Origin of the sequence: Haloarcula amylovorans, from assembly GCF_004681185.1 — an archaeon.
In the GTDB taxonomy this organism is placed as follows: Archaea; Halobacteriota; Halobacteria; order Halobacteriales; family Haloarculaceae; genus Haloarcula; species Haloarcula amylovorans.
Genome location: NZ_SRIF01000005.1, coordinates 45613 through 68826 on the forward strand (window position 1 = coordinate 45613; position 23214 = coordinate 68826).

At 63.4% G+C, this 23214-nt stretch carries 24 protein-coding genes and 2 tRNA genes; 13 read left to right on the top strand and 13 right to left on the bottom strand.

Going from position 1 to position 23214, the window contains the following annotated elements; all coding sequences use genetic code 11:
• Positions 1 to 81: 81 nt before the first annotated feature.
• Positions 82 to 567: a hypothetical protein gene (locus tag E4S61_RS17650; protein WP_245180820.1), complete on the bottom strand. Its 486-nt coding sequence runs from the start codon at positions 565 to 567 to the stop codon at positions 82 to 84.
• 134 nt (positions 568 to 701) lie between these two features.
• On the opposite strand from E4S61_RS17650, the gene E4S61_RS17655 reads away from it, so the two are divergent.
• A tRNA-Arg gene (locus E4S61_RS17655) sits at positions 702 to 774 on the top strand.
• Between the two features lie 273 nt (positions 775 to 1047).
• Positions 1048 to 2853 carry an ArnT family glycosyltransferase gene (locus tag E4S61_RS17660; protein ID WP_135305266.1) on the top strand — a complete coding sequence of 602 codons (1806 nt, stop codon included), beginning with the start codon at positions 1048 to 1050 and terminating at the stop codon, positions 2851 to 2853.
• A 49-nt stretch (positions 2854 to 2902) separates the two neighbouring features.
• Here E4S61_RS17660 and E4S61_RS17665 read toward each other — a convergent pair whose 3' ends face one another.
• From E4S61_RS17665 to E4S61_RS17680, 4 genes are read right to left on the bottom strand one after another with little or no spacing between them, the layout of a single operon-like run.
• On the bottom strand, positions 2903 to 3916 hold the full coding sequence (locus tag E4S61_RS17665; RefSeq protein WP_135305267.1) for a lysylphosphatidylglycerol synthase transmembrane domain-containing protein: 1014 nt from the start codon (positions 3914 to 3916) through the stop codon (positions 2903 to 2905).
• Between the two features lies 1 nt (position 3917).
• Positions 3918 to 4760, bottom strand: a complete 843-nt coding sequence (locus E4S61_RS17670; RefSeq protein WP_135305268.1) for a polysaccharide deacetylase family protein — start codon at positions 4758 to 4760, stop codon at positions 3918 to 3920.
• On the bottom strand, positions 4753 to 5106 hold the full coding sequence (locus E4S61_RS17675) for a DUF2304 domain-containing protein (protein ID WP_135305269.1): 354 nt from the start codon (positions 5104 to 5106) through the stop codon (positions 4753 to 4755). Before E4S61_RS17675 ends, E4S61_RS17670 begins: the two co-directional genes overlap by 8 nt.
• A 2-nt stretch (positions 5107 to 5108) precedes the next feature.
• Positions 5109 to 5783 (bottom strand): glycosyltransferase family 2 protein, encoded by a 675-nt coding sequence (locus E4S61_RS17680; protein WP_135305270.1) that lies wholly within the window; start codon positions 5781 to 5783, stop codon positions 5109 to 5111.
• A 100-nt stretch (positions 5784 to 5883) separates the two neighbouring features.
• Here E4S61_RS17680 and E4S61_RS17685 point away from each other — a divergent pair, with 100 nt between their 5' ends.
• The 3 genes from E4S61_RS17685 (at position 5884) to E4S61_RS17695 (ending at position 9143) form a co-directional block, all read left to right on the top strand.
• Positions 5884 to 7425 (top strand): alkaline phosphatase family protein, encoded by a 1542-nt coding sequence (locus E4S61_RS17685; RefSeq protein ID WP_135305271.1) that lies wholly within the window; start codon positions 5884 to 5886, stop codon positions 7423 to 7425.
• Between the two features lie 51 nt (positions 7426 to 7476).
• Entirely contained in the window at positions 7477 to 8088 is a 612-nt protein-coding gene (locus E4S61_RS17690) for a DUF309 domain-containing protein (RefSeq protein ID WP_135305272.1), read from the top strand.
• Positions 8089 to 8537: 449 nt separating this feature from the next.
• Positions 8538 to 9143, top strand: coding sequence for a hypothetical protein (locus tag E4S61_RS17695; RefSeq protein WP_135305273.1), 606 nt, complete (start codon positions 8538 to 8540; stop codon positions 9141 to 9143).
• 161 nt (positions 9144 to 9304) lie between these two features.
• On the opposite strand, the gene azf is transcribed toward E4S61_RS17695, so the two are convergent.
• Positions 9305 to 10078, bottom strand: a complete 774-nt coding sequence (gene azf, locus E4S61_RS17700; RefSeq protein WP_135305274.1) for an NAD-dependent glucose-6-phosphate dehydrogenase Azf — start codon at positions 10076 to 10078, stop codon at positions 9305 to 9307.
• Between the two features lie 75 nt (positions 10079 to 10153).
• Here azf and E4S61_RS17705 point away from each other — a divergent pair, with 75 nt between their 5' ends.
• Entirely contained in the window at positions 10154 to 10501 is a 348-nt protein-coding gene (locus E4S61_RS17705) for a dihydroneopterin aldolase family protein (protein WP_135305275.1), read from the top strand.
• 66 nt (positions 10502 to 10567) lie between these two features.
• Positions 10568 to 11686 carry a DUF7544 domain-containing protein gene (locus E4S61_RS17710; protein ID WP_135305276.1) on the top strand — a complete coding sequence of 373 codons (1119 nt, stop codon included), beginning with the start codon at positions 10568 to 10570 and terminating at the stop codon, positions 11684 to 11686.
• Positions 11687 to 11824: 138 nt separating this feature from the next.
• On the opposite strand, the gene E4S61_RS25565 is transcribed toward E4S61_RS17710, so the two are convergent.
• Positions 11825 to 11989 carry a hypothetical protein gene (locus tag E4S61_RS25565; RefSeq protein ID WP_167768555.1) on the bottom strand — a complete coding sequence of 55 codons (165 nt, stop codon included), beginning with the start codon at positions 11987 to 11989 and terminating at the stop codon, positions 11825 to 11827.
• A 204-nt stretch (positions 11990 to 12193) separates the two neighbouring features.
• Between E4S61_RS25565 and E4S61_RS17715 the strand changes: the two genes are divergently transcribed.
• Positions 12194 to 12655 carry a DUF5790 family protein gene (locus tag E4S61_RS17715; RefSeq protein WP_135305277.1) on the top strand — a complete coding sequence of 154 codons (462 nt, stop codon included), beginning with the start codon at positions 12194 to 12196 and terminating at the stop codon, positions 12653 to 12655.
• Between the two features lie 82 nt (positions 12656 to 12737).
• Here E4S61_RS17715 and E4S61_RS17720 read toward each other — a convergent pair whose 3' ends face one another.
• Positions 12738 to 13451 carry a creatininase family protein gene (locus E4S61_RS17720; RefSeq protein ID WP_135305278.1) on the bottom strand — a complete coding sequence of 238 codons (714 nt, stop codon included), beginning with the start codon at positions 13449 to 13451 and terminating at the stop codon, positions 12738 to 12740.
• 165 nt (positions 13452 to 13616) lie between these two features.
• On the opposite strand from E4S61_RS17720, the gene E4S61_RS17725 reads away from it, so the two are divergent.
• Positions 13617 to 13934 carry a twin-arginine translocation signal domain-containing protein gene (locus tag E4S61_RS17725; RefSeq protein ID WP_135305279.1) on the top strand — a complete coding sequence of 106 codons (318 nt, stop codon included), beginning with the start codon at positions 13617 to 13619 and terminating at the stop codon, positions 13932 to 13934.
• Between the two features lie 65 nt (positions 13935 to 13999).
• Here the strand turns inward: E4S61_RS17725 and E4S61_RS17730 are convergent, their stop codons facing one another.
• Entirely contained in the window at positions 14000 to 14521 is a 522-nt protein-coding gene (locus tag E4S61_RS17730) for a DUF6789 family protein (RefSeq protein WP_135305280.1), read from the bottom strand.
• Between the two features lie 119 nt (positions 14522 to 14640).
• Here E4S61_RS17730 and coxB point away from each other — a divergent pair, with 119 nt between their 5' ends.
• Genes coxB through E4S61_RS17745 form a run of 3 tightly spaced genes read left to right on the top strand, consistent with a single transcriptional unit; the run spans position 14641 to position 18415 of the window.
• Positions 14641 to 15531: a cytochrome c oxidase subunit II gene (coxB, locus tag E4S61_RS17735; protein ID WP_135305281.1), complete on the top strand. Its 891-nt coding sequence runs from the start codon at positions 14641 to 14643 to the stop codon at positions 15529 to 15531.
• Positions 15528 to 18137 carry a cbb3-type cytochrome c oxidase subunit I gene (locus E4S61_RS17740; RefSeq protein WP_135305282.1) on the top strand — a complete coding sequence of 870 codons (2610 nt, stop codon included), beginning with the start codon at positions 15528 to 15530 and terminating at the stop codon, positions 18135 to 18137. Before coxB ends, E4S61_RS17740 begins: the two co-directional genes overlap by 4 nt.
• Before the next feature lie 11 nt (positions 18138 to 18148).
• The gene (locus E4S61_RS17745) at positions 18149 to 18415 is read left to right on the top strand and encodes a cytochrome C oxidase subunit IV family protein (RefSeq protein WP_135305283.1); all 267 of its coding nucleotides are present in this window, start codon (positions 18149 to 18151) and stop codon (positions 18413 to 18415) included.
• Between the two features lie 62 nt (positions 18416 to 18477).
• Here E4S61_RS17745 and E4S61_RS17750 read toward each other — a convergent pair whose 3' ends face one another.
• The 4 genes from E4S61_RS17750 to E4S61_RS17765 all read right to left on the bottom strand — a co-directional run bounded on the left by E4S61_RS17750 (position 18478) and on the right by E4S61_RS17765 (position 22612).
• Positions 18478 to 18918 carry a hypothetical protein gene (locus E4S61_RS17750; RefSeq protein WP_135305284.1) on the bottom strand — a complete coding sequence of 147 codons (441 nt, stop codon included), beginning with the start codon at positions 18916 to 18918 and terminating at the stop codon, positions 18478 to 18480.
• An 81-nt stretch (positions 18919 to 18999) separates the two neighbouring features.
• Positions 19000 to 19911: an NAD(P)H-binding protein gene (locus tag E4S61_RS17755; protein ID WP_135305285.1), complete on the bottom strand. Its 912-nt coding sequence runs from the start codon at positions 19909 to 19911 to the stop codon at positions 19000 to 19002.
• A 127-nt stretch (positions 19912 to 20038) separates the two neighbouring features.
• Positions 20039 to 21961, bottom strand: a complete 1923-nt coding sequence (locus E4S61_RS17760; RefSeq protein ID WP_135305286.1) for an ABC transporter ATP-binding protein — start codon at positions 21959 to 21961, stop codon at positions 20039 to 20041.
• Between the two features lie 39 nt (positions 21962 to 22000).
• Positions 22001 to 22612, bottom strand: a complete 612-nt coding sequence (locus E4S61_RS17765) for a DUF192 domain-containing protein (protein ID WP_135305287.1) — start codon at positions 22610 to 22612, stop codon at positions 22001 to 22003.
• Between the two features lie 84 nt (positions 22613 to 22696).
• Between E4S61_RS17765 and E4S61_RS17770 the strand changes: the two genes are divergently transcribed.
• Positions 22697 to 22770: transfer RNA gene (locus tag E4S61_RS17770), tRNA-Val, on the top strand.
• Positions 22771 to 23214 lie beyond the last annotated feature (444 nt).

Consider the following 23214-nt stretch of genomic DNA (forward strand, 5'->3'; position numbering starts at 1 on the left):
GCGGTCGGCATAGCTACGGGTGGCTTCGCGACCGGATATAAACGCTCGGAGAGGTGGGGGACCGTTTGCGTCGGCGGGCGGCTACTGCCGGGCCGTCGTCACTTCCCTGCCGCCGTCGCCGTGGTCGTGGGTGACGACGACGGTGGCTGGCAAGCCGTGGTCGAAGGTGACCGTCGCGCGGTACTCGATTTCGACGATGGCCTGCGTGCACATGTCGCCGGCGTCCTCGCGGTCTTTCGTCCCGACGGCGACGGTCAGTTCGTCGGCCTCGGCGTCGTAATCCGTACCGAGTAGTTTCCCGGTCTTACAGCCGTTGGCCCCCCAGATGGTCCCCTCGACGGCCACCGTATCACCGTCGAAATCGACGCTCGCAGCGTCTTTCTGTGTTCCGGAGCCACTGGCGGTGACGGTGAACGTCGAGTCGGTCATACGTGGGTCTGGGTCGGGCGCGTCGGTGGGTGTGTCGGTCGGTGTGCCGTCGTCGCCGGGGTTCGCGCTCGACGCGCAACCGGCGAGTGCGGCCACAGCGGCCGTTCCGATTCCTTTCAGGAGGGCTCTGCGCTCCATACGATCACATATGTCGGATAAAGAATGGGTCTTCCGTTGGTTCAAACCGGCGTTTGAGCGTGGTGTGCGCTCCCGTCGCGTGGCGGGGGGCGAACCGTCACCCTTTTCATACCGACTGCCCTCCGTCAATACGAGTCCGGGTAGGGTAGTGGACTATCCTCTTGGCTTGCGGAGCCAGGGACCGGAGTTCAAATCTCCGTCCGGACGCTACATTTTCAGGCGCAACGCGACGAGCGAAGCGAGTCGGCTGCGCCTGTTATGCGGCCCTGCGGAGATTTGAGCAGAGAAGTCGCAGCCCGGAAAGCGACCGAAGGGAGCGACCCGGAACGTCTTCACGAGTTCAAATCTCCGGTTCGAGCGCGACCGCTCGAACGTGCTCCACGCTCACTTCGTTCGCGTGGAACTTCGTCCGGATGTCTATTTCGTCCACAATCCAACGCAGACCGGTTTGCTTTTACCCCCGCTGATGCATTTGCTGGCATGCTCGGTGCGGGACGGCAACTGGTTGGCCGCGTGAAACGGCAGGTTCGAGACGACCTCGGAGCCGATCCGTACCTCCTCTACATCCTCGTCGGGGCGGCGCTCCTGACGAGCTTCTGGTTCTGGCATCGCATCCCGAACTTCGCGACGCGCGACGAGAAGAGTCGGCTACTGGACGCGATGGTTCCCTACGGGACGACGCTCGCGGACCCGAGTTTCGAGTCGTTGCAGGCGGGCGTCGAGTGGAGCCGCGTGCCCTTCGGGGCGACGCTGTACCTGTTCGGGCTGGCCATGCTCCCGGTGGTGATCGTCGCGTTGCTGACCGGCCAGTCGGAAATCTTCGCCGCCGTCGGGTTCCCGAGCTGGGAGTTCGGCCACTACCCGGTGTGGCACGAGACGCCGCGGTGGGTCTGGACGTGGAGTCTGGTATTCGTTCGGCTGTTCAACGCCGCCTTTGCCGTCGGCTCGGTGTATCTCACGTACCGATTGGGGACCGCGATGGGCGACCGGACCACCGGACGATTATCGGCAATCCTGCTGACACTCACGTTCGGTTTCCTCACCATCGCACACGAGGGTGGCGAGGACATGCCGGCGCTGTTCTTCAGTCTGCTGACGCTGTATCTGCTCTACGTCTTCGTGAAGACGGGCGACGACGCGTCTTTCTTCGCCGCGTCGGCGTTCGGCGGCGTCGCCATCGCGTTCAAACTCACCGCTGCGCCCATCATCGCGGTCATCGGTGTCGCATACCTCTTTCGCGCGGACCTCGTCTGGGCGTACGACGACGACACGAGCCTGCTGGCGGCGCTGTTCGCGCCGCGCCTCCTCGTCGGCGGGGCGGCACTCGGTCTCATCGCCATCTTGCTCGGGTTCCCGACGTTCCTCGTCGCCGGGTTCGACCCGCTCTTAGAACGGGTGTTCGGCGGGTCGATGTCGCGGATGAGCCACCCGACGGGCCCGGACGCACCGGTCTGGTGGTGGTTCCTGCGCGGCTACTTCAGCGCGCTCGGGCTGCCGCTGTTCGCCGCCGCCCTCGGGGGCGTCCTCGCGAGCGTGGCGCGCCTCCGTCGCTGGCGTTCCGAGGTGTACGGCACGGCACTCGTCCTGTTCACGCTCGCGGTCTATCTCGCCCTGTTCAGCCAGTGGCACGACTTCCGGGTCCACCACTTGCTGCCGACGTTCCCGCTAATCGCGCTGTTGCTCGCGCGCTCTCTCGGTGAGTTCCACGAGTGGAGCCCCTCGATTGCCCGGCCCGCCGTCGCGCTCTTGTTGGTGACGACGACCATCTACGCTGGCGTCGGGACCCTCGGGTTCGCCTCGATGCCGCGGGACGAGGCGACGGCGTGGTTGAACGAGAACGCCGAGGAGGGCGATACGATGGAGGTGTATCGGCGGGATTTCCAGGACGCGGCGATCCCCCACGGGATGAACATCAATCACGCCTTCGGCGAGGAGGGAGACGACGAACGCCTCGTCCGCTGTCCACGGTACATCCAACTAGGCTATCGTGACCTCCTCTATCTGAAGGAAGGGAGCTACTACCGCAACGGCGAAGCGCAGGCCGAGTACGTCCGCGGGCTACTGGAGGGACAGTACAACTACGAGATCGTCGCGGAGTTCGGGGAGCGGCCGCCGAACTTCGTTCCGCAGCGAGCGACGCCGGGGTCGTTCACTGAACTGCTCCGGTACGGCGTCGTCCCCCAGACCGACCAGTTCGCCGACGAGCAGGAACTAGCCGCCAACCAGTACACCGTTATCTTAGAACGAACCGGTGAATGCAGCGCTCGGCGAAACCCGCCGTTCTGAGCAGCACACGGACCGTCGTGCTGATTGCAGTTCCATGTTATCGCCCTGACTACAGCACCGAGAGGTCCATCGAGAGCGACGGGTACCAACCCGCGAGCGCCGGGAGGTAGACGCCGAGGAACCGGTCGACGAAGATGACGGGGATGACGACATCACTCGGGACGCCCAGGCCGACGAACACCGCCGTCGCCGTCGCTTCGGTCACGCCGATACCGCCGGGCGTTAGCGGGAGCAGCGTCACGCTGTAAGCCGCGACGAGGTACAGCGGGAGCAACACCGCGGGTTCGACGCTCGCACCGAAACTGGTAAAGAGCAGCCAGACCCGGAGGCCGGGCGCGACGACCAGCGCCCCGGTCCAGCCGACAGCATACCGGAGCCAGACGCTTGCGTCCCCGGCGATGGCCCGGAACGAATCCGTCGAGGACGACGTGATTTCGGTGATTCCCCGAATCCGCTCGGCGACGGCCTCGCCGACACGAGGGATGCGGGTTGTGAGGGAAGCCATCGCCTCGACCACGCGGTCGAACAGCGTCAGGTTGACGCCAGCCAGGAGGACGACCGCGCCGGCGACGAAGTAGAGGGCCGTCGAGAGCGCGAGCAAGAGGAGGATGCCGGTCGAGAGGCGGTCGTAGACGGTGGCGAGTCCGAGCAGCGACGCGACGCCGTAGAGGACGGCGTAGATGCCGGTGTGTGCGCCCGTGGCGGCGGTCGCGTCGGCGTACTCCATGCCCGTCTCGGCCCGGAGGACGAACGGCGCGGCGACCCGGCCCGAGAGGCGCGACGGGAGCAACTGGTTGATGAAGTTCACCGTCAGGTCGATTCGACCGGCGGTTCCCAGCGGAATCGACGTGAACGGCGAGATGACTGCGCTCCAGGTGTAAAAGCGGGCGACCAGCCCGGCGACGGTCACGATGCCGAGCGCGGCGACGACGGCGGGCGAGGTGTTCGAGAGTCGGTCGACGACGGCCGCGAAGTCGACCTGCGTGAGCAAGATGCCGAGTGCGACGATGCCGACGCCGTACTGGAGGAGGGAGACGAGGAGGTCGCGCCGCGTTGTCGCCACGCTACCGGGCACCTCCGGCGGCGCGCGGGACGTGGCGTTCGACGACTGACTCGGCAGTCGTCCACTCGAACGGTTGCTCGAGGAGGAACTCTACCGCCTCGCGCATCCACTGGCCGGTGTGCCAGTAGACGCGTTTTGGCACTCCCTCCACGTCGGGAAGGTCGGCCAGTTCCCACGGGTGGACGTACAGCACGGGCGCAATGCCGCGGCGGGCGAGCAGTCGCATTCCCAGCGCCGTGTACCGCGGACCGAAGAAGCGCAGCCACGTCCCGGTCAACGGGAGTCGGAGACCGGGCATCACGCTGGCCGGGAGTTCCGCGAGGTCGGCGGGCGCGTCGGGGTCGACTGCCGTCGCCATCGCGGGCCGATCGAGGTCGTACTCGCCGCCGTACCACCCCGGAATCCGTCGGCTGGCGACGATACTGGAATCGTAGTCGTACCCCGCCGAGTCGAGCAGGTCGAAGTGGTCGTCGGTGATGTCGAACGCCGGCGCGCGAAAGCCCGAAACGGACTGGCCGGTGAGTTCCTGCAGTACCCGCCGAGAGCGGTCGAGTTCCTCTCGGCGCTCGTCCGCATCGAGCGTGGAGAGCAGGCGGTGCTGGTGGGTGTGCGAGCCGATTTCGAAGCCGGCGTCGGCGAGCGCCCGAATGGCATCGGGACAGCGCTCGGCCAGCGACGAGACGACGAAACAGGTCGTCGTCGCCTGGCGGTCGTTTAGCGTCTCACGGAGAAAGTCGAGACCACCGAGACCGACGTTTTCTCGGTCGGTGGTCCCCTCGGCGGCGCGGTAGGCCGGTGTCTGATCGAACAGTTCGACGTCGATCGAGAGCACCGCCTCATTCATTTCGCTGTTCCTCGAGTTCGGTCCGCAACAGGCTGACCTCCTCGTTGAGCCGCGAGAGGCGGTCGTACAGCTTCCCGATGCGGTTGAACAGGTAGGTGGCGACGACGAACAGCGTCAGGTTCGAGATGACGAGGATGGCCCGCGCCTTCAGTTCGAGGCCGAGGACGGTGGCGATGACCTGAAACACGTCCGGGAAGACGGCGACGAAGATGAGGCCCGACCCGATGGCCACCGAGACGACGAACAGGGCGATGGCCTCCCGGCCCTGCTTGACCATGACGTAGCCGTTTATCAGGAACGCGAGGCCGACGACGAGCGCGATGAGGTTGACGAGCGTGTATGCCATGGTCAGCGAAAGAGGAGGACGCGGAGGATGGTGTCGGTCATCCGAACGGGATAGAGGACGAACGTATCGAGGGTGAACTGCGAATCCCCTTCCTCCCGAACGGGCATCTCGGTCGATACCTCGGTGATGCGGAAGTCGCGTTTCGCGGCCTCTAAGGTCTGTTCTATCGCCCAGTGCTTATCCGAGCGGTGGAGGATACGCCGGAGCATCGAGACGCGATAGATCCGAAAGCCGCTGGTCACGTCGGTGATTTCGATGCCGCCCAGTCGGTTGACCACTTCGGTAAAAAAGCGAATGCCGACGTTGCGGGTCGCCGAGTAGTTCTGATAGCTGTCGTTCAGGTATCGACTGCCGATGACCATGTCGTGGTCTTTGGCTACGTCCAGCAGTTTCGGAATCTTCGCCGGGTCGTGCTGGCCGTCGGCGTCGACCTGTACTACCATGTCGAAGTCGTGTTGGATGGCGTACTGGTAGCCGGTCCTGACGGCCCCGCCGACGCCGGTATTGAAGACGTGTTCGACGACGACGGCACCGTGTTCGCGGGCGATGGCGGCGGTGCCGTCGCTGGACCCGTCGTCCACGACGACGACGCGGTCGACGTACTCGCCGGTCTCGTCGACGACTGGGCCGATGGTGTCGGCCTCGTTGTACGCGGGGATGACGGCAACTGTGCGCACTGTGTGACGGTAATTCGGCAATCGGATATATGCGTTGTGTCACAGCGTCGTGAGCGTGGAGACGAAAAGACCTATTGTGACTGTCGTACCGAGATACGGTATGACGCGGACGTTCGTCGTCGGACTGGACGGCGCGAGCTGGCGACTGCTCGACCCCTGGATCGAAGCCGGCGACTTACCGAACCTCGCCGCACTGCGTTCGGAGAGTTCGTGGGCCGAGACGCGTAGCTGTCTCCCGCCGGTGACGTTCCCCAACTGGAAGTGTTACTCCTCGGGGAAAGACCCCGGAGGATTCGGCGTCTTCTGGTTCGAGCGCGTGGACTTAGCGAACGAGCGTATCGACGTGACCAACGGCAGTGACTTTCATACGGCGGAGCTGTGGGACTATCTCAACGACGAGGGGCAGTCGACCGGCGTCGTCAACATGCCGACGATGTTCCCGCCGCGAGACCTCGACGGCCCGGTCATCTGTGGCGGCCCCGACGCCGTCCAAGGCGAGTACCGGACGATAGACAGCGGCTACACCTCGCCGTCGGAGTTAGAGGACGAACTGGCCGAGCGCTTCGACTACCGCGTTCATCCGGACCCGCTGCTGTCCTCGAACGATGAGCGCGGTGCGGAGGTCGATGCCATCCTCGATATTCTCGAGAAACGATTCGAGGTGGCGCTGTGGCTCTTCGAGGAGCACGACCTCGATTTCGTCCACGTCACGCTCTTTTACCTCAACGTCTTACAGCACTTCTTCTGGGACGAGGAACCGACCAAGCGCGCGTGGGAACTCATCGACGACTGGCTCGGTCGCCTTCAGGACCTAGACGACACGAATCTCGTGTTGATGTCCGATCACGGGAGCGCCCCGACGACCACGGAGTTCTACGTCAACGAGTGGTTGGCCGAGAACGGCTATCAGGCCCACGAGCGAACCGTCGAGGACGTGCTTCGCCCCCTCGGGCTCACCCGTGAACGCGCGCTGAGCGTCGCCAAACGCGCGGGTATCGTAGACCTCTTGGCCGCCACCGTCCCCGAGCGCATCCAACAACTCGTCCCCCAGAGCTCGGGGCTGAAACGCGACCGGAAGCTCGAAGCTATCGACCTCTCTCGGACCCAGGCCGTCGCCAGCGGACAGGGACCTGTCTACCTGATGCCCGGCGTCAGCGACTCGGTTCGTGACCGACTCATCGAGGACCTCCGCGGCGTCACCGACGAACACGGGAACATCTTCACCGACGTATACCGCGGCGAGGACATCTACAACGGTCCCTACGTGGACGAAGCACCCGAAATCGTCGTGGACCAACGGCCCGGCGTCCACGTCAACGACGGCATCGGCGGCGGCACCATCCAGACCGGTCCCGACCGCTGGGCGGCCGAGAACACGCCCAACGGCATCTTCCTCGCTTCCGGCCCGGACTTCGAGAGCGAGGGCGAACTCGACCAGATCAGCATCACCGACATGGCCCCGACGATTCTGGCCGCCAACGGCACCGCGCCGGCGACGGACATGGTCGGCGAGGTGCTGCCCATCGTCGCCGGGGACGTCCCCGAGGACCGACGGGACCCCATCGACATCGGCGACGGCGCGGGCGGGCAGAGCTCAGAGGAGGTCACCGAGCGCCTCCAGCAACTGGGGTACATGGAGTAACGGTTCGCAACGGACGACGCTGTTTTCGGCCCCGCCGCACTACCGATAGCTATGGACGCCCACCTCCAGGCCGGTATCGCCGTCTACAACGCCGGGCGATACCACGCCGCCCACGACGCCTGGGAAGACTACTGGCTGGACCTCGGCTCGGGCGACGACGAGCGATTCCTCCACGGCCTCATCCAGTTCACTGCCGTCGTCCACCACGCCAAGAACGAGAACTGGTCGGGCGCGCAGGGGTTGGCCGAGAGCGCGGGCGAGTACCTCGCCGACCTGACACCGGAGTACCGCGGCGTCGACCTCGATTCGGTTCGTTCGTTTCTCGAACGCGTGGCGGCCGACCCCGAAGCGGTGGAGTGGGACGACCCGCCGAGGCTGACCCACGGTGGCGAAGCTATCGGCTACGACGACCTCGACTTCGACGCCACGGCCGTCGCCGCCGAAGTATTGGCAGAAGCCGACGGCTACGACGAGGACGCTATCCCGCACGCCATCGAGTACGCCCGCGACGAACTCGACGAGCGAGGCGAGGGTCGCTTCGTCGGCCTGCTGTTCGCGTTCGTCCGCGACTCCGAACATCGGCCCGTGGTGTATCATCGCCTGCGTGACCACGTCCAGCGCGAACGGCAGAAAGACGACGACGTGGCGGGGTTGTTTGACTAGACGTGTGTGTTTTTGCGAGCGTTTCGAGACAAAGCGTCAGTGACGATTCAAACTGCCAGAAAGCCCCGGCCAGTTCCGCTCCCGCGACTCGCTGTGCGCTTCCTTCACTCACTTCGTTCGCTCAGTCCAGTGCTTACGTCGTCGGGGTTCGCGCAACTGGCCGCCCCTTTCAGTCCCACCCCGTCAGTTGCCACACGGGGCGGGACTGAAAGGGGCCGGACGCTCGGCGTTCGAGACGACGTAAGGACCGCAGGGAGCGAAGCGACTGAGGACCACAGCGAGTCGCAGTCGCCGAGCGTCCGGGGGCTTTCTGGCTGGTACGATACGTGGGGTCTACCCAGACACTTCATCAATGAGTGACTCTCGGGTGAAGCCATATATTGAACAAAGAGATATGCTCCTGCGGGTACCCTGAGTGTTTTTGTCCTTGGTATTAAGATTGCAGATGAATGGTAAATGAAATTGTAGCGCTATTCATCCCTCTTCTATTGGCTGTTGTAACGGGTCTGTCCTCATTTCTCAGGGAAAGCGTTGATTTGGAAACGGCTGTGATTAGAGACCGTCCCTCTTTTCCGGTGCTTTTGTCATTCTTACCGCCCCTTGGAAGATTCCCAGCGATACATTTGTCTAATATTCTATTACTCTTGATTGGAATAAGATTGATAAAAGATGTTGCCACAGATAACCAAACGGCAATTATTGGTGCTGTAGTATTGGGCCTCTTTCTTCTGATTTTGCCGATGATTGAGATAGACTTGTTTGACCAAATCTTGGATGAAGGTGGCTCTCAGTGGTTCTCTCCGCGGTCCTACTATTATCATTGCTTGGGCGTGATTTTCCTCTCTCTATCCTTCTTTGGTTTCGTAGAACTGCAGGTGATGGTTATCAATTTCTTTGTTTTACGCGGGTTCAGCGTTAGTGGGACCGCCATCTGGCTACTTAATCGAATTTTGGGGATTATTCTAATCCCATCACTCGTCATAGGAGCGATATTTATATGTTGGTCGTTGGTCTGTCTAAGGGCTGAAATTCAGCAGATTAGCCGTAAGAACTAGAACCCCCCAGACCGTACTACGAGTGAACCGACGGATGGCGACGACCCACCGATACGCTGTGTATGACTATAAAATCGCCTGTCCACAGAGAGGGGTTTCTGAGAAGAATTTCTCCTGTTCTGTCTCAGGCACCGGAATGTCTAAAGAGCCGCTTGCGGCTCTTAGGCGTCCGGTTCCACGACCCTATCTTCACCCTCGAAGTGCGCAGAGTTGTCCTGCGGGGCGTAACCGAGCACGTCTTTCGCCCGCTGGATGGAGTAGTACTTCCGGTCGTTGTCGGAGATGCCGTAGACGATCTCGAAGTCGTAGTCGGCATCCAGCGCACAGGCGTGGATGTTGGCGCAGTCGCGGTAGGAGAGCCACATCGCCTGCCCGCGTTCGTAGTCGATGGGTGGGTGGCCCCGCGTGAGGTTGCCGATGCGGATGTTACAGACGTCGATGCCGTACTCGTCGTGGTAGTACCGACCCAACACCTCGCCGGTGGCCTTCGAGACGCCGTAGAGGTTGCCGGGGCGGGGGAACTCGGTCCCGTCGAGCAGGAAGTCGTCGTCGGAGCGATACATCTCGGGGGTGCGGCGGTCGGTCTCGAACGCGCCGACGGCGTGGTTCGAGGAGGCGTAGACGAACTTTTCGACGCCTTCCTCGACAGCGGCCTCGTACATCTTCTTCGTGCCGTCGATGTTGGTCGAGAGGACCGAGTCCCACGGGGCCTCCGGGCGCGGGTCGCCGGCGAGGTGGATGACGGCACCGACGCCTTCGACCGCGGCCTCGACGTCTTCGGGAGTGATGACGTCGCCGACGAGGTACTCGTGGTCGGGTTCCTCGGCGGGGGGGCTGTGGAACATGAGTTTCCACTCGTAGGCGTCCCCGATGCCTTCGAGGATGGCCGTCCCGACCGCGCCGCCAGCACCTGTGAGTAGAACCGGCTCGTCCATTCGTATGCGGGGGATAGAGAGCGCACAATAGGTAGCTTGCGGTTCTATTATGTCCCGACTCGCCGACGTACCGATATGGAACCGACAGACGCGCAGGTCGCGTGTTTCGAAGCGGGCATCAAGTTCGGGTCGCTGTACCACCAGTTCGCGGGGACGCCGGTCAGTCCCGACAGCGCCGATTCGCTGACGGCGGCGATGGAGGAGGCAATCGAGAACCAACCCTACTGCGAGACGGTGACGGTCTCGGTCCACGAGGATGTGCTTCGGGAAGCCATCGAATCGGCCGGCGCAGACTACACGGAACTCACCGGCCGGTTCCTCGACGTGACGATGACCATCGACTACGAGGACGTGGTCGTCGAGACGAGCATGGCGATGGAGGACGGCTACCCGCTGATGCAGGTGGAGACGGTGCGGGACTGACTCTCGCTACCGTATTCGCTCGGACACGTCGAAAATCTTACCCCATCTCCCGCTGGAGTTCCGGTCGTGTCCCTCCATGCAATCGACGACATCGGCGACGCGATCGACGCCACGAAGTCCTTCCTCTTCCCCGTCGAACGGGGGACGTGGCTCCGGCTGGCGTTCGTGGTGTTCTTCATCGGTGGCGGCGGTGGCGGCTTCAATTTCCTCCGGACGCTGAACGGTTTTAGCACCTCCGAGGGAAGCAGTGGGCCGAGTGGGCCGACCGGACCGATAGGGTCGGGAAGCGAGTTCGCAGTGACAGGGGTACTCGACGCGCTTCCGAGGGTCGGCGGCGGCCTCGCGACGCAGGTGTCGGGACCCGGGTCCGGAATGCCGGGTTCTACCGACGCGCTCTTCGCGGGCCTCGGACTGGCAATTCTCGCCATACTGGGTCTTCTGCTGGTCGTCGTCTTGGTGATGGGATTGGTGAGCAACTTCATGGAGTTCGTCTTCGTGCAGTCGCTCGTCTCCCGGGAAGTGCACGTCCGGCGGTACTTCAGTGACCACCTCGGAAACGGCCTGCAACTGCTGGCGTTCCGAATCGTCTTCGATATCATCACAGCTCTCGTCGGCATCGTCGTCCTCGCCGCGTTCTTCTTCCTCGCCCTCGGCGGAGAGATGAGCGATCTCGGCGGCGGCGTCTTCGCCGCGCTCTCGCTACCGCTCATCGCCCTCGTTGGTATCGGCCTCCTCGTCGCCGGTATCGTCACGGGGTTCACCACTGTCTTCGTCGTCCCGTTGATGGCGACGCGAGGAGACAACATCCTCGAAGGCTGGCAGCGACTCCTCGGCTCGATCCGCGACCACCCCAAACAGTACCTCGCGTACCTGCTCCTCTCGGTGGTCATCGGCATCGGCGTCGGTATCCTGAGTGCCGTCCTCGGTGTCGTCGCGTTCGTCGCGCTGGGGATTCCGTTCGGCATCGCCGGTCTCGGCCTCTGGTTCGCGCTCGGGCAGGGCCTTCTGGCCGGCGTCCTCGCTGGTATCGTCGCGGTCCTGTTCCTGCTAGCGGTGTTCGTCGTCGCGCTGCTCGTCAGCGTCCCGCTGACGGCGTTCACGCGCTACTACGCGATGCTGGTGCTGGGCGACATCGACGAGTCGCTGGACCCGATCCCTGAGGTCCGCGCGGACATCCGGAGCTAAGGGTTCGGTTTCGCGCTATCGGAATCCGCGACAACAACACGACAGTCACTGTCGGCGTGCGAGAGACGGCGACTGACTGCTACATCGGGACAGTTGCAGCCGCCACAGCCGTCGAGAACGGCGGGCGTCGAGGCGGGGCTACGCGGCTGGTTCGACCGAATCCTCGCCACATTGGGGACAGTATTCGTAGTTCTCGTCGAGCGGTTCCTCGCAGGCGACACAGACATATTCCGCTCGCTTGCTATCGGTGAACGCCTGTTTCGTCTTCTCGACCTTCCGCCCGACGTCACTGAAGAGTCCCATCCGCGAAATTAGCGGTGCGACGTGGATAAACGTTGGTTTGGGCTTCGGTTCTCTGTCTCGTCTGTACGCGGACGGTGTGACTGTTTGCGGAGCTTCGCCGATGCCTTTGTTTTCGGTTTCCAATTTCCCCCTCCCCTCACGTCTGTCGGTTTCACTTTCACTTTCAGGCGGGCTTTTAACCTCCTACCACGTCAACGAGTCACCATGAGTCAGACGAACCTGGACGACGACGAACTGTTCGGCGAAGCGGCCAACGAGATGCGTACGGACGTGGAAGCCTCGCTCGACGAAGCACGCGAGGCGCTTCCAGACGGTGACGACGTGTGGGAGATCGACGCCGACAACACGCTCGGTGCGCTCAACGCGCTGAAGGATGCCCTCGACGTGGGCGACGCCGAAGACCACTTGCGGGACGCCAAGAAGTGGTACACGATGGGCGAACGCGCCGACGCCTTCGAGGACGCCGACGACCTCGCCGAGGCCATCGAAGAGATCGAAGACCTCATCGAGGATGTCGAGGAGGCCCGCGAACAGGTCGGCGACCTCACGTCGACCGTCCCGCAACTGCGGAGCACGTTCGACGAGTTCGACGAAGAGGAGGAAGCTGCGTCCGAATCCGACGCCGACACAGACGCGGATGGCGACGCGGAAGAGGCCGAGGCCTGATACGGGTTGTTGTCGCTGTTTACCGATACTCGTCGCACCGGGCCCGAGAATACCGGTACGAGACTACAACAATCCGTATGAGTCACCGCTCGCGAGTCGCCACTCGGTCGAGCAGTTCGACGAGCGCAGCGCTCGCTTCGTCCAGCAGTCGCGCTCCCCGGTCGGCTCCGCTCTCGCGCGGGTCGCCGACGGTCCCGTTCTCGCTGAACTCCGCAGCGTCGTAGGCCAGATTCACGCCGCTGACCCACTCGCCCCAGCCGTCGGCAGCGCCGTCTGCCGCTTCGTCGAGTCGGTCCTCGTGGACGAGTTCGGGGTGGCTGTATCGGAGTAGACTCGTCTCCAGTGGCCCGCCGTGGCCCATGTCGTCGGCGTCGACGGCGTCGAACCACGTGAACGGGACTGCGTACGCGTCGTCGTGGCGGCTGATACGTGCACAGACCTCTCGCAACGGTCCGACGTTGCCGCCGTGGCCGTTGACGACGATGACGCGGTCCCAGCCGTGATGGGCGAGGCTGTCGACCGTCTCGCGGACGTAATCACGGAAGGTGTCCTCGCTGACCCACAGCGTTCCGATGAAGTGGCGGTGCTCCTCGGCGATACCGACGTTTACCGGCGGGGCGACAATGACCTCGCCGTCGTACTCGTCCGCACCCGTTTCGGCGACCGTCTGGGCGGTTAGCGCATCGGTTCCCAGCGGCGCGTGTGGGCCGTGCTGTTCGGTGCTCCCGACCGGGAGGAGCGCGAGGTCCGTCTCGACGCGTTCGGCGTCTGTCCACGTCGCTGATTGTAGGTTCATGCGTGTGCGGTGTGCGTGCGAGGACACAAGCGTAGCGGTCGGATGGCCATTTCGACTCGACGTATGATCTCTACGTTAGGATATATAACGGTCGATACCACTATGTAATGCGGCTGTTTGAGTATAAATTCGATTTAATACAGTTTGGGAAAAACAGGACGGCGTATGTCTACCAACGACGGAATTTCACGACGACGCTTCATCGGTGCCGCAGCAGGTGCAGCAACTGTCGCCATCGCCGGGTGTAGCGGTGGTTCCTCCCAAGCGGAGAGCACCGGAACGGGCGAGGGCGAAACCGACGGAACGGCGGCCAACGAGACGAGTACCGGGACCGTCGAGGAGACGGATACCGTGGAAGTCGAGACGGGAACCGAGGACGAGACAACTACCGTGAACGAAACCAGTACGGCGAACGAGACCGCGACCGACAACGAGACTGTGGCGACCGACGCGACGGTGACCGCGAACGAAACGGCCGAGTAACGAGCGACCCATTCCACACGACGGACCGATTCGGCGTCGAGTTCGACGCCGCGCTTCTCGACGACTCAGACGATGGAGTCCGGTCGCGTGGCGAAGTAGTTGAACACGGCTCCGAGCCCTATTCCGTAGACGACGTGAGCGACGAGCGTCAGCACCGCGTACAACACCAGCGAGAGCCCGGTCTGGTCGGTGTAGAAGGCGAGGACGAACCCAGTCCACATCGCCGCGCCGAAGAAGGCCCCGGAGACGGGGTCGGTTCGACCGGGCAGGTACTCCTTGAGCGCCGCAAAGAGGAGCGGCCACGGGAACATCCCGCCGCCGAGAAAGATGAAGAAGCCGAAGAGTACCTCGGGGACGTAGCCGGTCAGCCCGACCAGTTCGGTGAGGATGGCGAAGTCGGCGAGGTCGAACGCGCCGAGCGACTGCGCGATGAGAAAGACCACCGTCATCATCGCGGTGCCGACCAGCCCGCCGGCCGCGCCGACGACGCCGTCGGCGAGGATTCCCCGCAGACTGTCGAACTCCTCGCTGTCGGCCACGGACTCGCCGTTCACTGGGTCTTCGACCCCGGATGACGTATCTGCCATGTTGTGGTGTAACATACCAATGAACAAAAAGGTTCGCGCACGCCCCTGCTGCGGCGACCATACATGTAATATATCTGTCCACAATACCTAATAGACGCTACAAAAAATCATGAAGAAGGATGAGTCACATGGTACCACGCGGCGTGACTGGGGTTCCACTTCACGGGGGGAGCGTCAGGGCACCGGCTGATGTCTTCAACAGCATCTTCGAGGTGTTCCTGTTGTTGGGGACGGCGGTCGGGATCCTCGTGGTGTCCTATACGCTGTACCACGCCATCAAGTACCGCGAGACCGCGGGCGATGACCCGTATGCGGGCAAAGTCGAACGGCCGCAGATGGGGGAGCTGCCGACGGGCGGGTCCGGCGGGCGGAAGGTGTTCTACTCGTTCGGAATCAGCGCAATCATCGTCGTCTCGCTCATCGCGTGGACGTACACAACCCTACTCTACATCGAGAACGGTCCTGAGGGACCGCAGATAGACGCTATCGAGATCGACGTTGAGGGATTTCGGTTCGGCTGGGAGTTCACCTACCCGAACGGGCACCAGACGAACACGCTTCGCGTGCCACAGGACCGGGTGGTCAGATTAGACGTGACGTCGTCGGACGTGTTCCACAACTTCGGGATTCCGGAGTTGCGGGTGAAGACCGACGCCGTCCCAGGCCAGACCACGCAGGCGTGGTTCACGGCCAACCGGACGGGCAACTACACGGCCAAGTGCTACGAACTGTGCGGGAGCGGCCACTCCATGATGACCGCGCCAGTGCGGGTGGTCTCCGACGAGGAGTACGACGCGTGGTACGCAAGCACCGGAAACCAGACCGAGAGCGGAACGCAGACCGAGAACGGGACGCAAGCGGAGAGCGGGACGGCTCAGAACGGTACCGAGGCGAACGGAACCGCGACGGCGACCGGCAGGACCGCAACCGCAACTCCAACCAGCGGAACCGCCACGCAGACGACGGCCCGTCTCAGTAGTCCGGCGGCCATCGGGGGTGTCCCGGCATGAGCGAGAGCCACGAGCACGGCCTACCGCCCAAATCCTCGATCAGCCGCTGGTTCCTCACGACGAACCACAAGGACATCGGCGTCCTCTATCTCGTCACCGCGCTGTTTTTCTTCGTCTTCGGCGGGACCTTGGCACTCCTGTTCCGACTGGAACTCATCACGCCCGGGGCGGACCTACTGGGGCCGATAGGGTACAATCAGGCCGTCTCGACGCACGGCCTGCTGATGGTGTTCTGGTTCATCTCGCCCTTTGCCTTCGGGTTCGCTAACTACGTCGTCCCCCTGCAGATCGGGGCCGACGACCTGGCGTTCCCGCGCCTGAACGCGCTGTCGTACTGGCTCTACCTCTTTTCGGGCGTCCTGATGGGCGTCTCCTTCTTCCAGGGCTCTACCTTCGCCGGCGGGTGGACGATGTACGCGCCGCTGAACACGCCCGCCTACATCCCCGGTGAGGGACTCGGGGCCACGTCGGTCGTGCTGGCGCTCATCATGTTCACCGCCGCCGTCACGCTCGGGTCGGTGAACTTCCTGACGACGATGTACCGGATGCGCGCCGAGAACCTGCGGATGCGCGATATCCCCATCTTCTCGCTGTCGATAAATCTCACCGTGTGGATGATGCTCTTTGCCTTCGCCGCGCTGCTGGCGGCGCTGATGATCCTCGCGTCGGACCACATCATCGGGACGAACTACTTCCAGTACTCCATCGACGGGACGACGATGGCCACCGACGCCGACAACCCCGGGGCGTCACTGCTGTGGGCGCACTTGTTCTGGTTCTTCGGCCATCCGGAGGTGTACATCGTCTTCTTCCCGGCACTGGGCGTGATGGCCGAGTGCTTCCAGACCTTCACGGGACGGCGACTGGTCGGCCGCAAGTGGTTCATCATCTCGATGGTGTTGGTGGCCATCCAGAGCTTCGTCGTCTGGATGCACCACATGTTCCTCACGGGCATCAATCTCCCCATCAAGACGGTGTTCATGGCGACCACCATCGGCATCTCCCTGCCGTTTGACCTGATGGTGTTCTCGCTCATCTACACGATGGCGAAAGGCCGGGTCAGGTTCAAGACGCCGTTCCTCTTCTCGTTGGGGGCCCTGATACTGTTCATCATCGGCGGCATCACCGGCGTCTTCCTCGGCGCGATCGTCTTAGACTACCAGTTCCGGGGAACCTACTGGGTGGTCGCGCACTTCCACTACGTGATGGTCGCGGGCGCAACGGCGCTGTTCGGCGGGCTGTACTACTGGTATCCGAAAATCACCGGGAAGATGTACGACGAGACGCTCGGGAAGCTCCACTTCGCCGTGTACTTCGTCGGGTTCAACCTGCTCTACTTCCCGATGTTCATCGCGTGGGAGACGCCCCGGCGGGTGTTCGAATACTCCCAAGACCTCCAGATCTGGCACTCCCTGGCCACCGTCGGCGGGTTCCTGCTGGGGGCGAGTTTCCTCATCATGTTCTACAACCTTTTCGTCTCGCTGTGGCGCGGCGAGGATGTCGGCGACAGTCCGTGGGCCTACGCAACCTCTGCGGAGTGGACCATCTCCTCGCCGCCGCCGCTGGAGAACTTCCCCGGCGTCCCGAGCTACGCCGGCGGCTCGCTCTCCTTCCTCGACGACGAGGAGGTGGCCGAACGGACCCGGAAATCCGGGAGCGGCGTCGCGGCCGACGGCGGGGCTGCGACCGATGGTGGTGAGCCGTCCTCCGGACGGCGGGCCTCATCAGGCTATCAGTCTGACGCTGGCACCGCGTCGGTGACGCCTGTGACCGCGACCGGAACGCCAGCGACGACTACCTACGCGATGGGCGACGAGGAACACGCAAGCCACGCCAGTTTCTGGCCGTTCCTCGTCGGCCTCGGCGGGTTCATCGCGTTCTTCGGTCTCTCGGGCGTGCGGACCGGGAGCGTCGTCTACGTCACGCTGGCCGCCCTCGGCGGGCTGGCGACCTTCGGGGCGCTGTTCGGGATGACCCGTGAGCCGTTCCACGCCCCGGAGACGCCCATCGCCGAGCGCTGGCCCTTCGCCAAAGTCGAGAAGCTGAAACTCGGGATGTGGACGTTCCTCGCGAGCGACATCGTCCTCTTCGGGGCGTTCATCGGGTCCTATGCCTTTGTCCGGGTCGCCTACGGGTGGACCGAGTGGCACCACGACCTCATTCCCGCCGAACACGTTACGATGCCGGGACTCATCAACACCTACCTTCTGCTCACGTCGAGCTTCCTCGTCGTGCTGGCGATGGTCGCCGCCGAACGGGAGAGCAAGAAGGGGACTACGGCGGCGCTCGCGGGTACGTTCGCTCTCGGCGTCGGCTTCCTGATAAACAAGGGACTGGAGTGGCAGCACCTGTTCCACATCCACACGGAACTGTTCCCCAACGGCTGGAACCTCTCGACGAACATCGCGTCCTCGACGTTCTACCTCACCACGGGCTTACACGGCGCGCACGTCACTGTCGGTCTCATAATCTGTGCGTACATGACCGTTCGCGCGTGGAACGGGGCCTATCAGGGCGACGACAGGGCCATCGAGTACTTCGGGCTGTACTGGCACTTCGTGGACATCGTCTGGCTGTTTCTGTTCCCGCTGTTCTACATCCTCTGAGGTGAGAGACAATGGACTGGAAAGGATACACCGCAATATACGTCGTGTTGTTCGTCTTCGCAACCGCACAGGCCGTCGTGGAGTTCGCCGGCCTCGTCGAGAGCGCCTATTGGTTGGCCTTCGGGGTCATCATGGTGCTGTCGGTCATCAAAGCCGTCGGCGTCGCCGCCTACTATCAGCACCTGCGCTGGGAACCGCGGTCGGTGACGTACCTCGTGCTTGGCGGCACCGTCGCGGCGATGGCGTTGACCTTCGCCGCCGCGTACTCTATTCTCTGAGCCGGAGCTAACCGTCCTTCGTCGAGTTCCCAGACTGTACAGACGACCACGCAGCGCGGCGCTCAGCCGACCAACTGTAGCGTCACGGCGACCAAAAAGAGCGCGCCGGCCACCGTCGCGGATTCGGCGACGGCCAGCGATCGAGGGTGGCCCCGCCGCGTCGCCGAGAGGTAGATGCCAAAGAGGAGATAGCCGACCAGCAGGAGCCCACCGCCGAGCGCGACAGCGATCCCTGCGGCGGCTCGCATCTCTGGTGGGCCACCGATGTACAGCGCGACGCTGCCGACGGCACCGACCACCAGCAGCGCGAATGCCACCGTCAGCGCAATCGGGTCACCCGACAGCCGGTTGAACCGCTCGTTCAGCCCGTCGCCGGGCGGCAGTGGGACGCGCTCGGTGCTCGGCGAGTAGTGGTACCACCCGCGACTCCGCCCGATCCACCCCAGTACCGCGAGCACGAACATCCCCATCAGGGCCGTGCTCACGAGGTACGCCGTCGTCATGGTACGTCAATACATGACACTCAGTCATAATTGTTTGTGCTAGTTTCCGAACGAAGTCAATAGTGTCCGAACTCGTCCAGTTCAAGCCTCGACGACTCGCTTCCACGCCGCCTTCTCCTCGTCGAGCGCTCGTTGGACGCTCTCTTCGAACGGCGTCAGGTCCACGTCGACCAGTTCCTCGATGCGGTGGTCGTCGACGACCACGCGGTTTCGCAGCCCGTCCACGAGCGGTTTGGCGACGCTGGTGGGGACGTCGGTGACGAGTCCGAGCCACCGTGCCGAGAGGCTCGGCGAGAGGATGGGGACGGGAATGATGAGTGGTTCCCGACCGCGCACGTGCCGGGCCGTCGTCAACAGTATCTGCTGGTAGGTGAGGACGTCGGGACCGCCGATCTCGTAGGTGCCGCCGGCCGTCTCCGGCACGTCGAGGACACCGACGAGGTACGCCACCACGTCGTCGACGTAGATGGGTTGGCAGTCCGTACGGACCCACTCCGGCGTCACCATCACCGGCAGCCTGCCCGCCAGTTGCCGGATTATCTGGAAACTCGCGGAGCCGTCACCGATGACGATAGCCGCCCGTAGCGCCGTCAGTTGCGCGTCGCCGCTGCCGAGGATGTGTTCGACTTCGCGCCGGGACTTGAGGTGGTCAGACAGCGTCTCGTCGTCGTCGCCGCCCAGTCCACCTAAGTAGACGAGGCGCTCGATGCCCGCCTCGTCGGCGGCCTTGAGGAAGTTCCGGGCCGCGTTGCGGTCTCGTTCTCGGAAGTCCTCGCCCGCCTCCATCGAGTGGATGAGGTAGTACGCGGCGTCGACCGACGGCAGCGTCAGGTCCGAGTCGAGGACGTCACCCTCGACGACTTCGACCCCCTCTGGAGCGTCGTAGCTATCCGGGTCGCGGGTCAGTGCGACCACCTCGTGGTCCTGTTCCACCAGGGCTGGGACGAGGTTACTGCCGATGAACCCGGTCGCACCGGTTACGAGAACTCGCATGCTTCGACTTGCGGCGCGAGGCGTTTAACTGTCGGCCCGGCAATCGAGCGTCGCACTCGAACCGTCGCCGCGTTATTCGTCCGCAACTGCGAACGACCGACTGATCAGACATGGCGTCCGCTCTGCGTCAGTCGTCAGCGTCAGTCTGCGCCCGGCGCTGAATCGCCCGCTGGACGAAGTCCTCGGGCAGTTCGTCGATTTCGCCGGCTTGCACCGCCCAGAGGTTCGCGTAGAGGCCGTCCGCCGCGAGGAGTTCCGCGTGGGTGCCCCGCTCGACGATGCGGCCGTCTTCGAGGACGAGAATGGTGTCGGCATCCTTGATAGTCGAGAGGCGATGCGCGATGGCGAACGTCGTCCGGTCGGCGCTCAACGCGTCGAGCGAGCGCTGGATGAGCATCTCCGTCTCGGTGTCCACGTCGCTGGTCGCCTCGTCTAGGACCAGCAACTCCGGCTCTTTCAACATCGCGCGGGCGATGGCAATCCGCTGGCGCTGGCCGCCCGAGAGCTTGACGCCGCGTTCGCCGACCATCGTGTCGTAGCCGTCGGGCAGTGTCTGAATGAACTGGTGGGCCTCGGCGGCTTTCGCGGCCTCGCGTATCTCGTCGTCGCTCGCGTCGAACGTTCCGTACGTGATGTTCTCGCGGACGGTGCCGTAGAAGAGGAACGTCTCCTGACTCACGTAGCCGATTGCTCGACGGATGGACGGGATTTGCACATCACGGAGGTCCTGTCCGTCGATACGCACTGCGCCCTCGTCCACGTCGTACATCCGCAAGAGCAGTTTCATCACCGTGGACTTACCCGCGCCCGTCGGGCCGACCAGCGCGACGGTGTCGCCGCCTTCGACCTCGAAGGAAATATCTTCGAGAATGAGATCGTCGTCGCCGTCGTATCGGAAGCTCACGTCGTCGTACTCGACGGCTCCCTCAGTCACGGACAGCGGCGGCGCGTCGTCGACCTCTCGGAGGCGTCCGGGCGTATCCATCAGGCCGAATACCCGCTCTGCGGAGGCGTAGGCCCGCTGATACATGTTGATTATCTGCCCGAACTGGGCCATCGGCCAGACGAACCGCTGCGTGTAGATGATGAACGCGACGAACTCGCCGGGCGAGAGCGACAGGGAGAGCGGGCCAGGCGCTTGGCCGATGACCATCAGGCCGCCGATGGCGAACGTGAGGACGAAGCCCAGTCCCGAGACGAGACGGAGGCCGGGGAAGAACGTGATGCGCGTCTCGATGGCGTCCCAGTTCGCGTCGAGGTAGTCCTGCGAACTGTTCTCGACGCGCTCGGACTCGAACTTCTCGGTGTTGGCAGTCTTGATGATCTGGATGCCGCTCAGGTTGTTCTCTAGCCGGGAGTTGAGTTTGCCGACCGAGGCGCGCACGTCGGCGTACTTGGGCTGGATCGTCTCGATGAACCGCTTGGTGAATATCGCGATGATCGGCACCGGCAACAGCGCGATGAGCGCCAGCTGCCAGTTCATGTAGAAGAGGTACGTGGCGATGCCGAGCACCATGATGACCAGCCGCGAGGTGGAGTTCAGCCCGTCGTTTAAGAACTTCTCTAGCCGATTGACGTCGTTCGAGAGGACCGACATCATCTCGCCGGTCTGCTTGTCGGCGAAGAAATCCATGTTCAGCCGCTGCATCGTCTCGTAGGTGTCGGTTCGCACCGTGTGCTGGACGTGCTGGGCGAACTTGTTCCACCCCCAGTTTCGACTCCAGTGGAAGATTGCCCCACCCGCGAAGGAGGCGGCGATGAGCCCCGCCGTCAGCCACAACTGCCCGACCGTGCTTCCCGGAATCCACGTCTCGGGGACCAGCGGGAGGCTGTAACTCGTCCGCCCTTGGATGACTGAGTCGATCGCCAGCGCCAGCAACACCGGTGGGAGGAGGTCCAGCATCCGGGCAAAAATCGAACTGACGAGACCGACGAGAAATGCACCGCGTTGGCCGCGACCGTAGGTCGTGAACAGTCGCCACATCGGCCGGTCGACGCGTTCGCGGGCGTCCTCGAAGACGTCGTCGTCCGACGCCGCATCGAAATCCATCAGCCAGTCTAGCGGCCCGAGCCGCAAAAGCGCGTTGGGCTACGCGATGCTCTCGGGCAGTTCGACCCGGTCGCCGACGCTCACGCCGGTTCGGTTGGCCCACCCGCGGTTCACTTCGAGGACGTACTTCCCGCGGCCCTCGTAGCGCTTGAGGTCATCTGTCCCCTCCGGCGGAAGCGGCGCGTGGTGGATGGTCGTTATCGTTCCGTTCGCGTCGATGAAGATGATATCAAGTGGGAAAGACATGTTCCGCATCACGTAGGCGAACTCCCCTTCCTCATCGTGGACGAACAGCATCCCCTCGTTCGGTTCCAGTGACTCCGTCTCGCTTAGCCCGACGTAGCGTTGTCTGTAGGTGTCCGAAATTCGGACCTCGACGGCCGCCAGCCGCTGTGTGTCGTTCGACCGAACCGCCACCGTCGGATTCTCCTCGCCGTCTGTAGTCGTCCCTTCGCTCGCACTCTCAGTGCCCGCCTCGGTCGCGGGCACGCCCGTTGCGGTGGCGTTCGACTCGTTGTAGACGGTCACCTGTCCTTCGTCGTAGCTCCCCACACCGACGATGTCTACCCACAGGCCGGTCTGCAGAGCGACCACGGCGAACACGAGCACGCCGACCAGCCCGAAGACGACGGCCAGCGGACGGCGGTCCATACCCTCACTGACGGCCAGAGAGCGGGTAAGCGTTCCGACCCAGAGAGAAAGGGTTATTCCCGATGGTGGAAAACGTGGAGATGCGGGTCCGTGGTCTAGTTGGTTATGACGTGGCCTTTACAAGGCCGAGGTCGGTGGTTCGAATCCGCCCGGACCCATAGATTCTGCCGCGAACGAACCGTGAGCGGCGAATCCATCTTCCGGGCGGTTCGAATCAGGGAACGAGACTCTCTGTGTTCGTCTCGTAGGGTTCGAATCCGCCCGAAACGCGCCGCGTTTCTGCGCCTCGTCCTCGCTCCGCTCAGACGAGACGCCCGGAGAGCTTCGTTCTCTTGAGCCCTGCGTTCACTCCGGTCGCGCAGAACGCCCGGACCCAGCGATGCCGTCGACTCTCACCGAGATGACAGCTGCCGAAAGTCATTTATCGGGCTCTGTGTTACCGCAGACCATGATCAACGGCTCGACGTGTCCCAAATGTGGGGGGCGCGTCTCGACGGCGAACGGGGCTGAGTACGTCTGTGACGACTGTGGCGCGGAGTTCGACAGTACGGACCTCTTCTTGCCGTAGCGACGTGGGTAACCGACACACGATTCGCTGGATG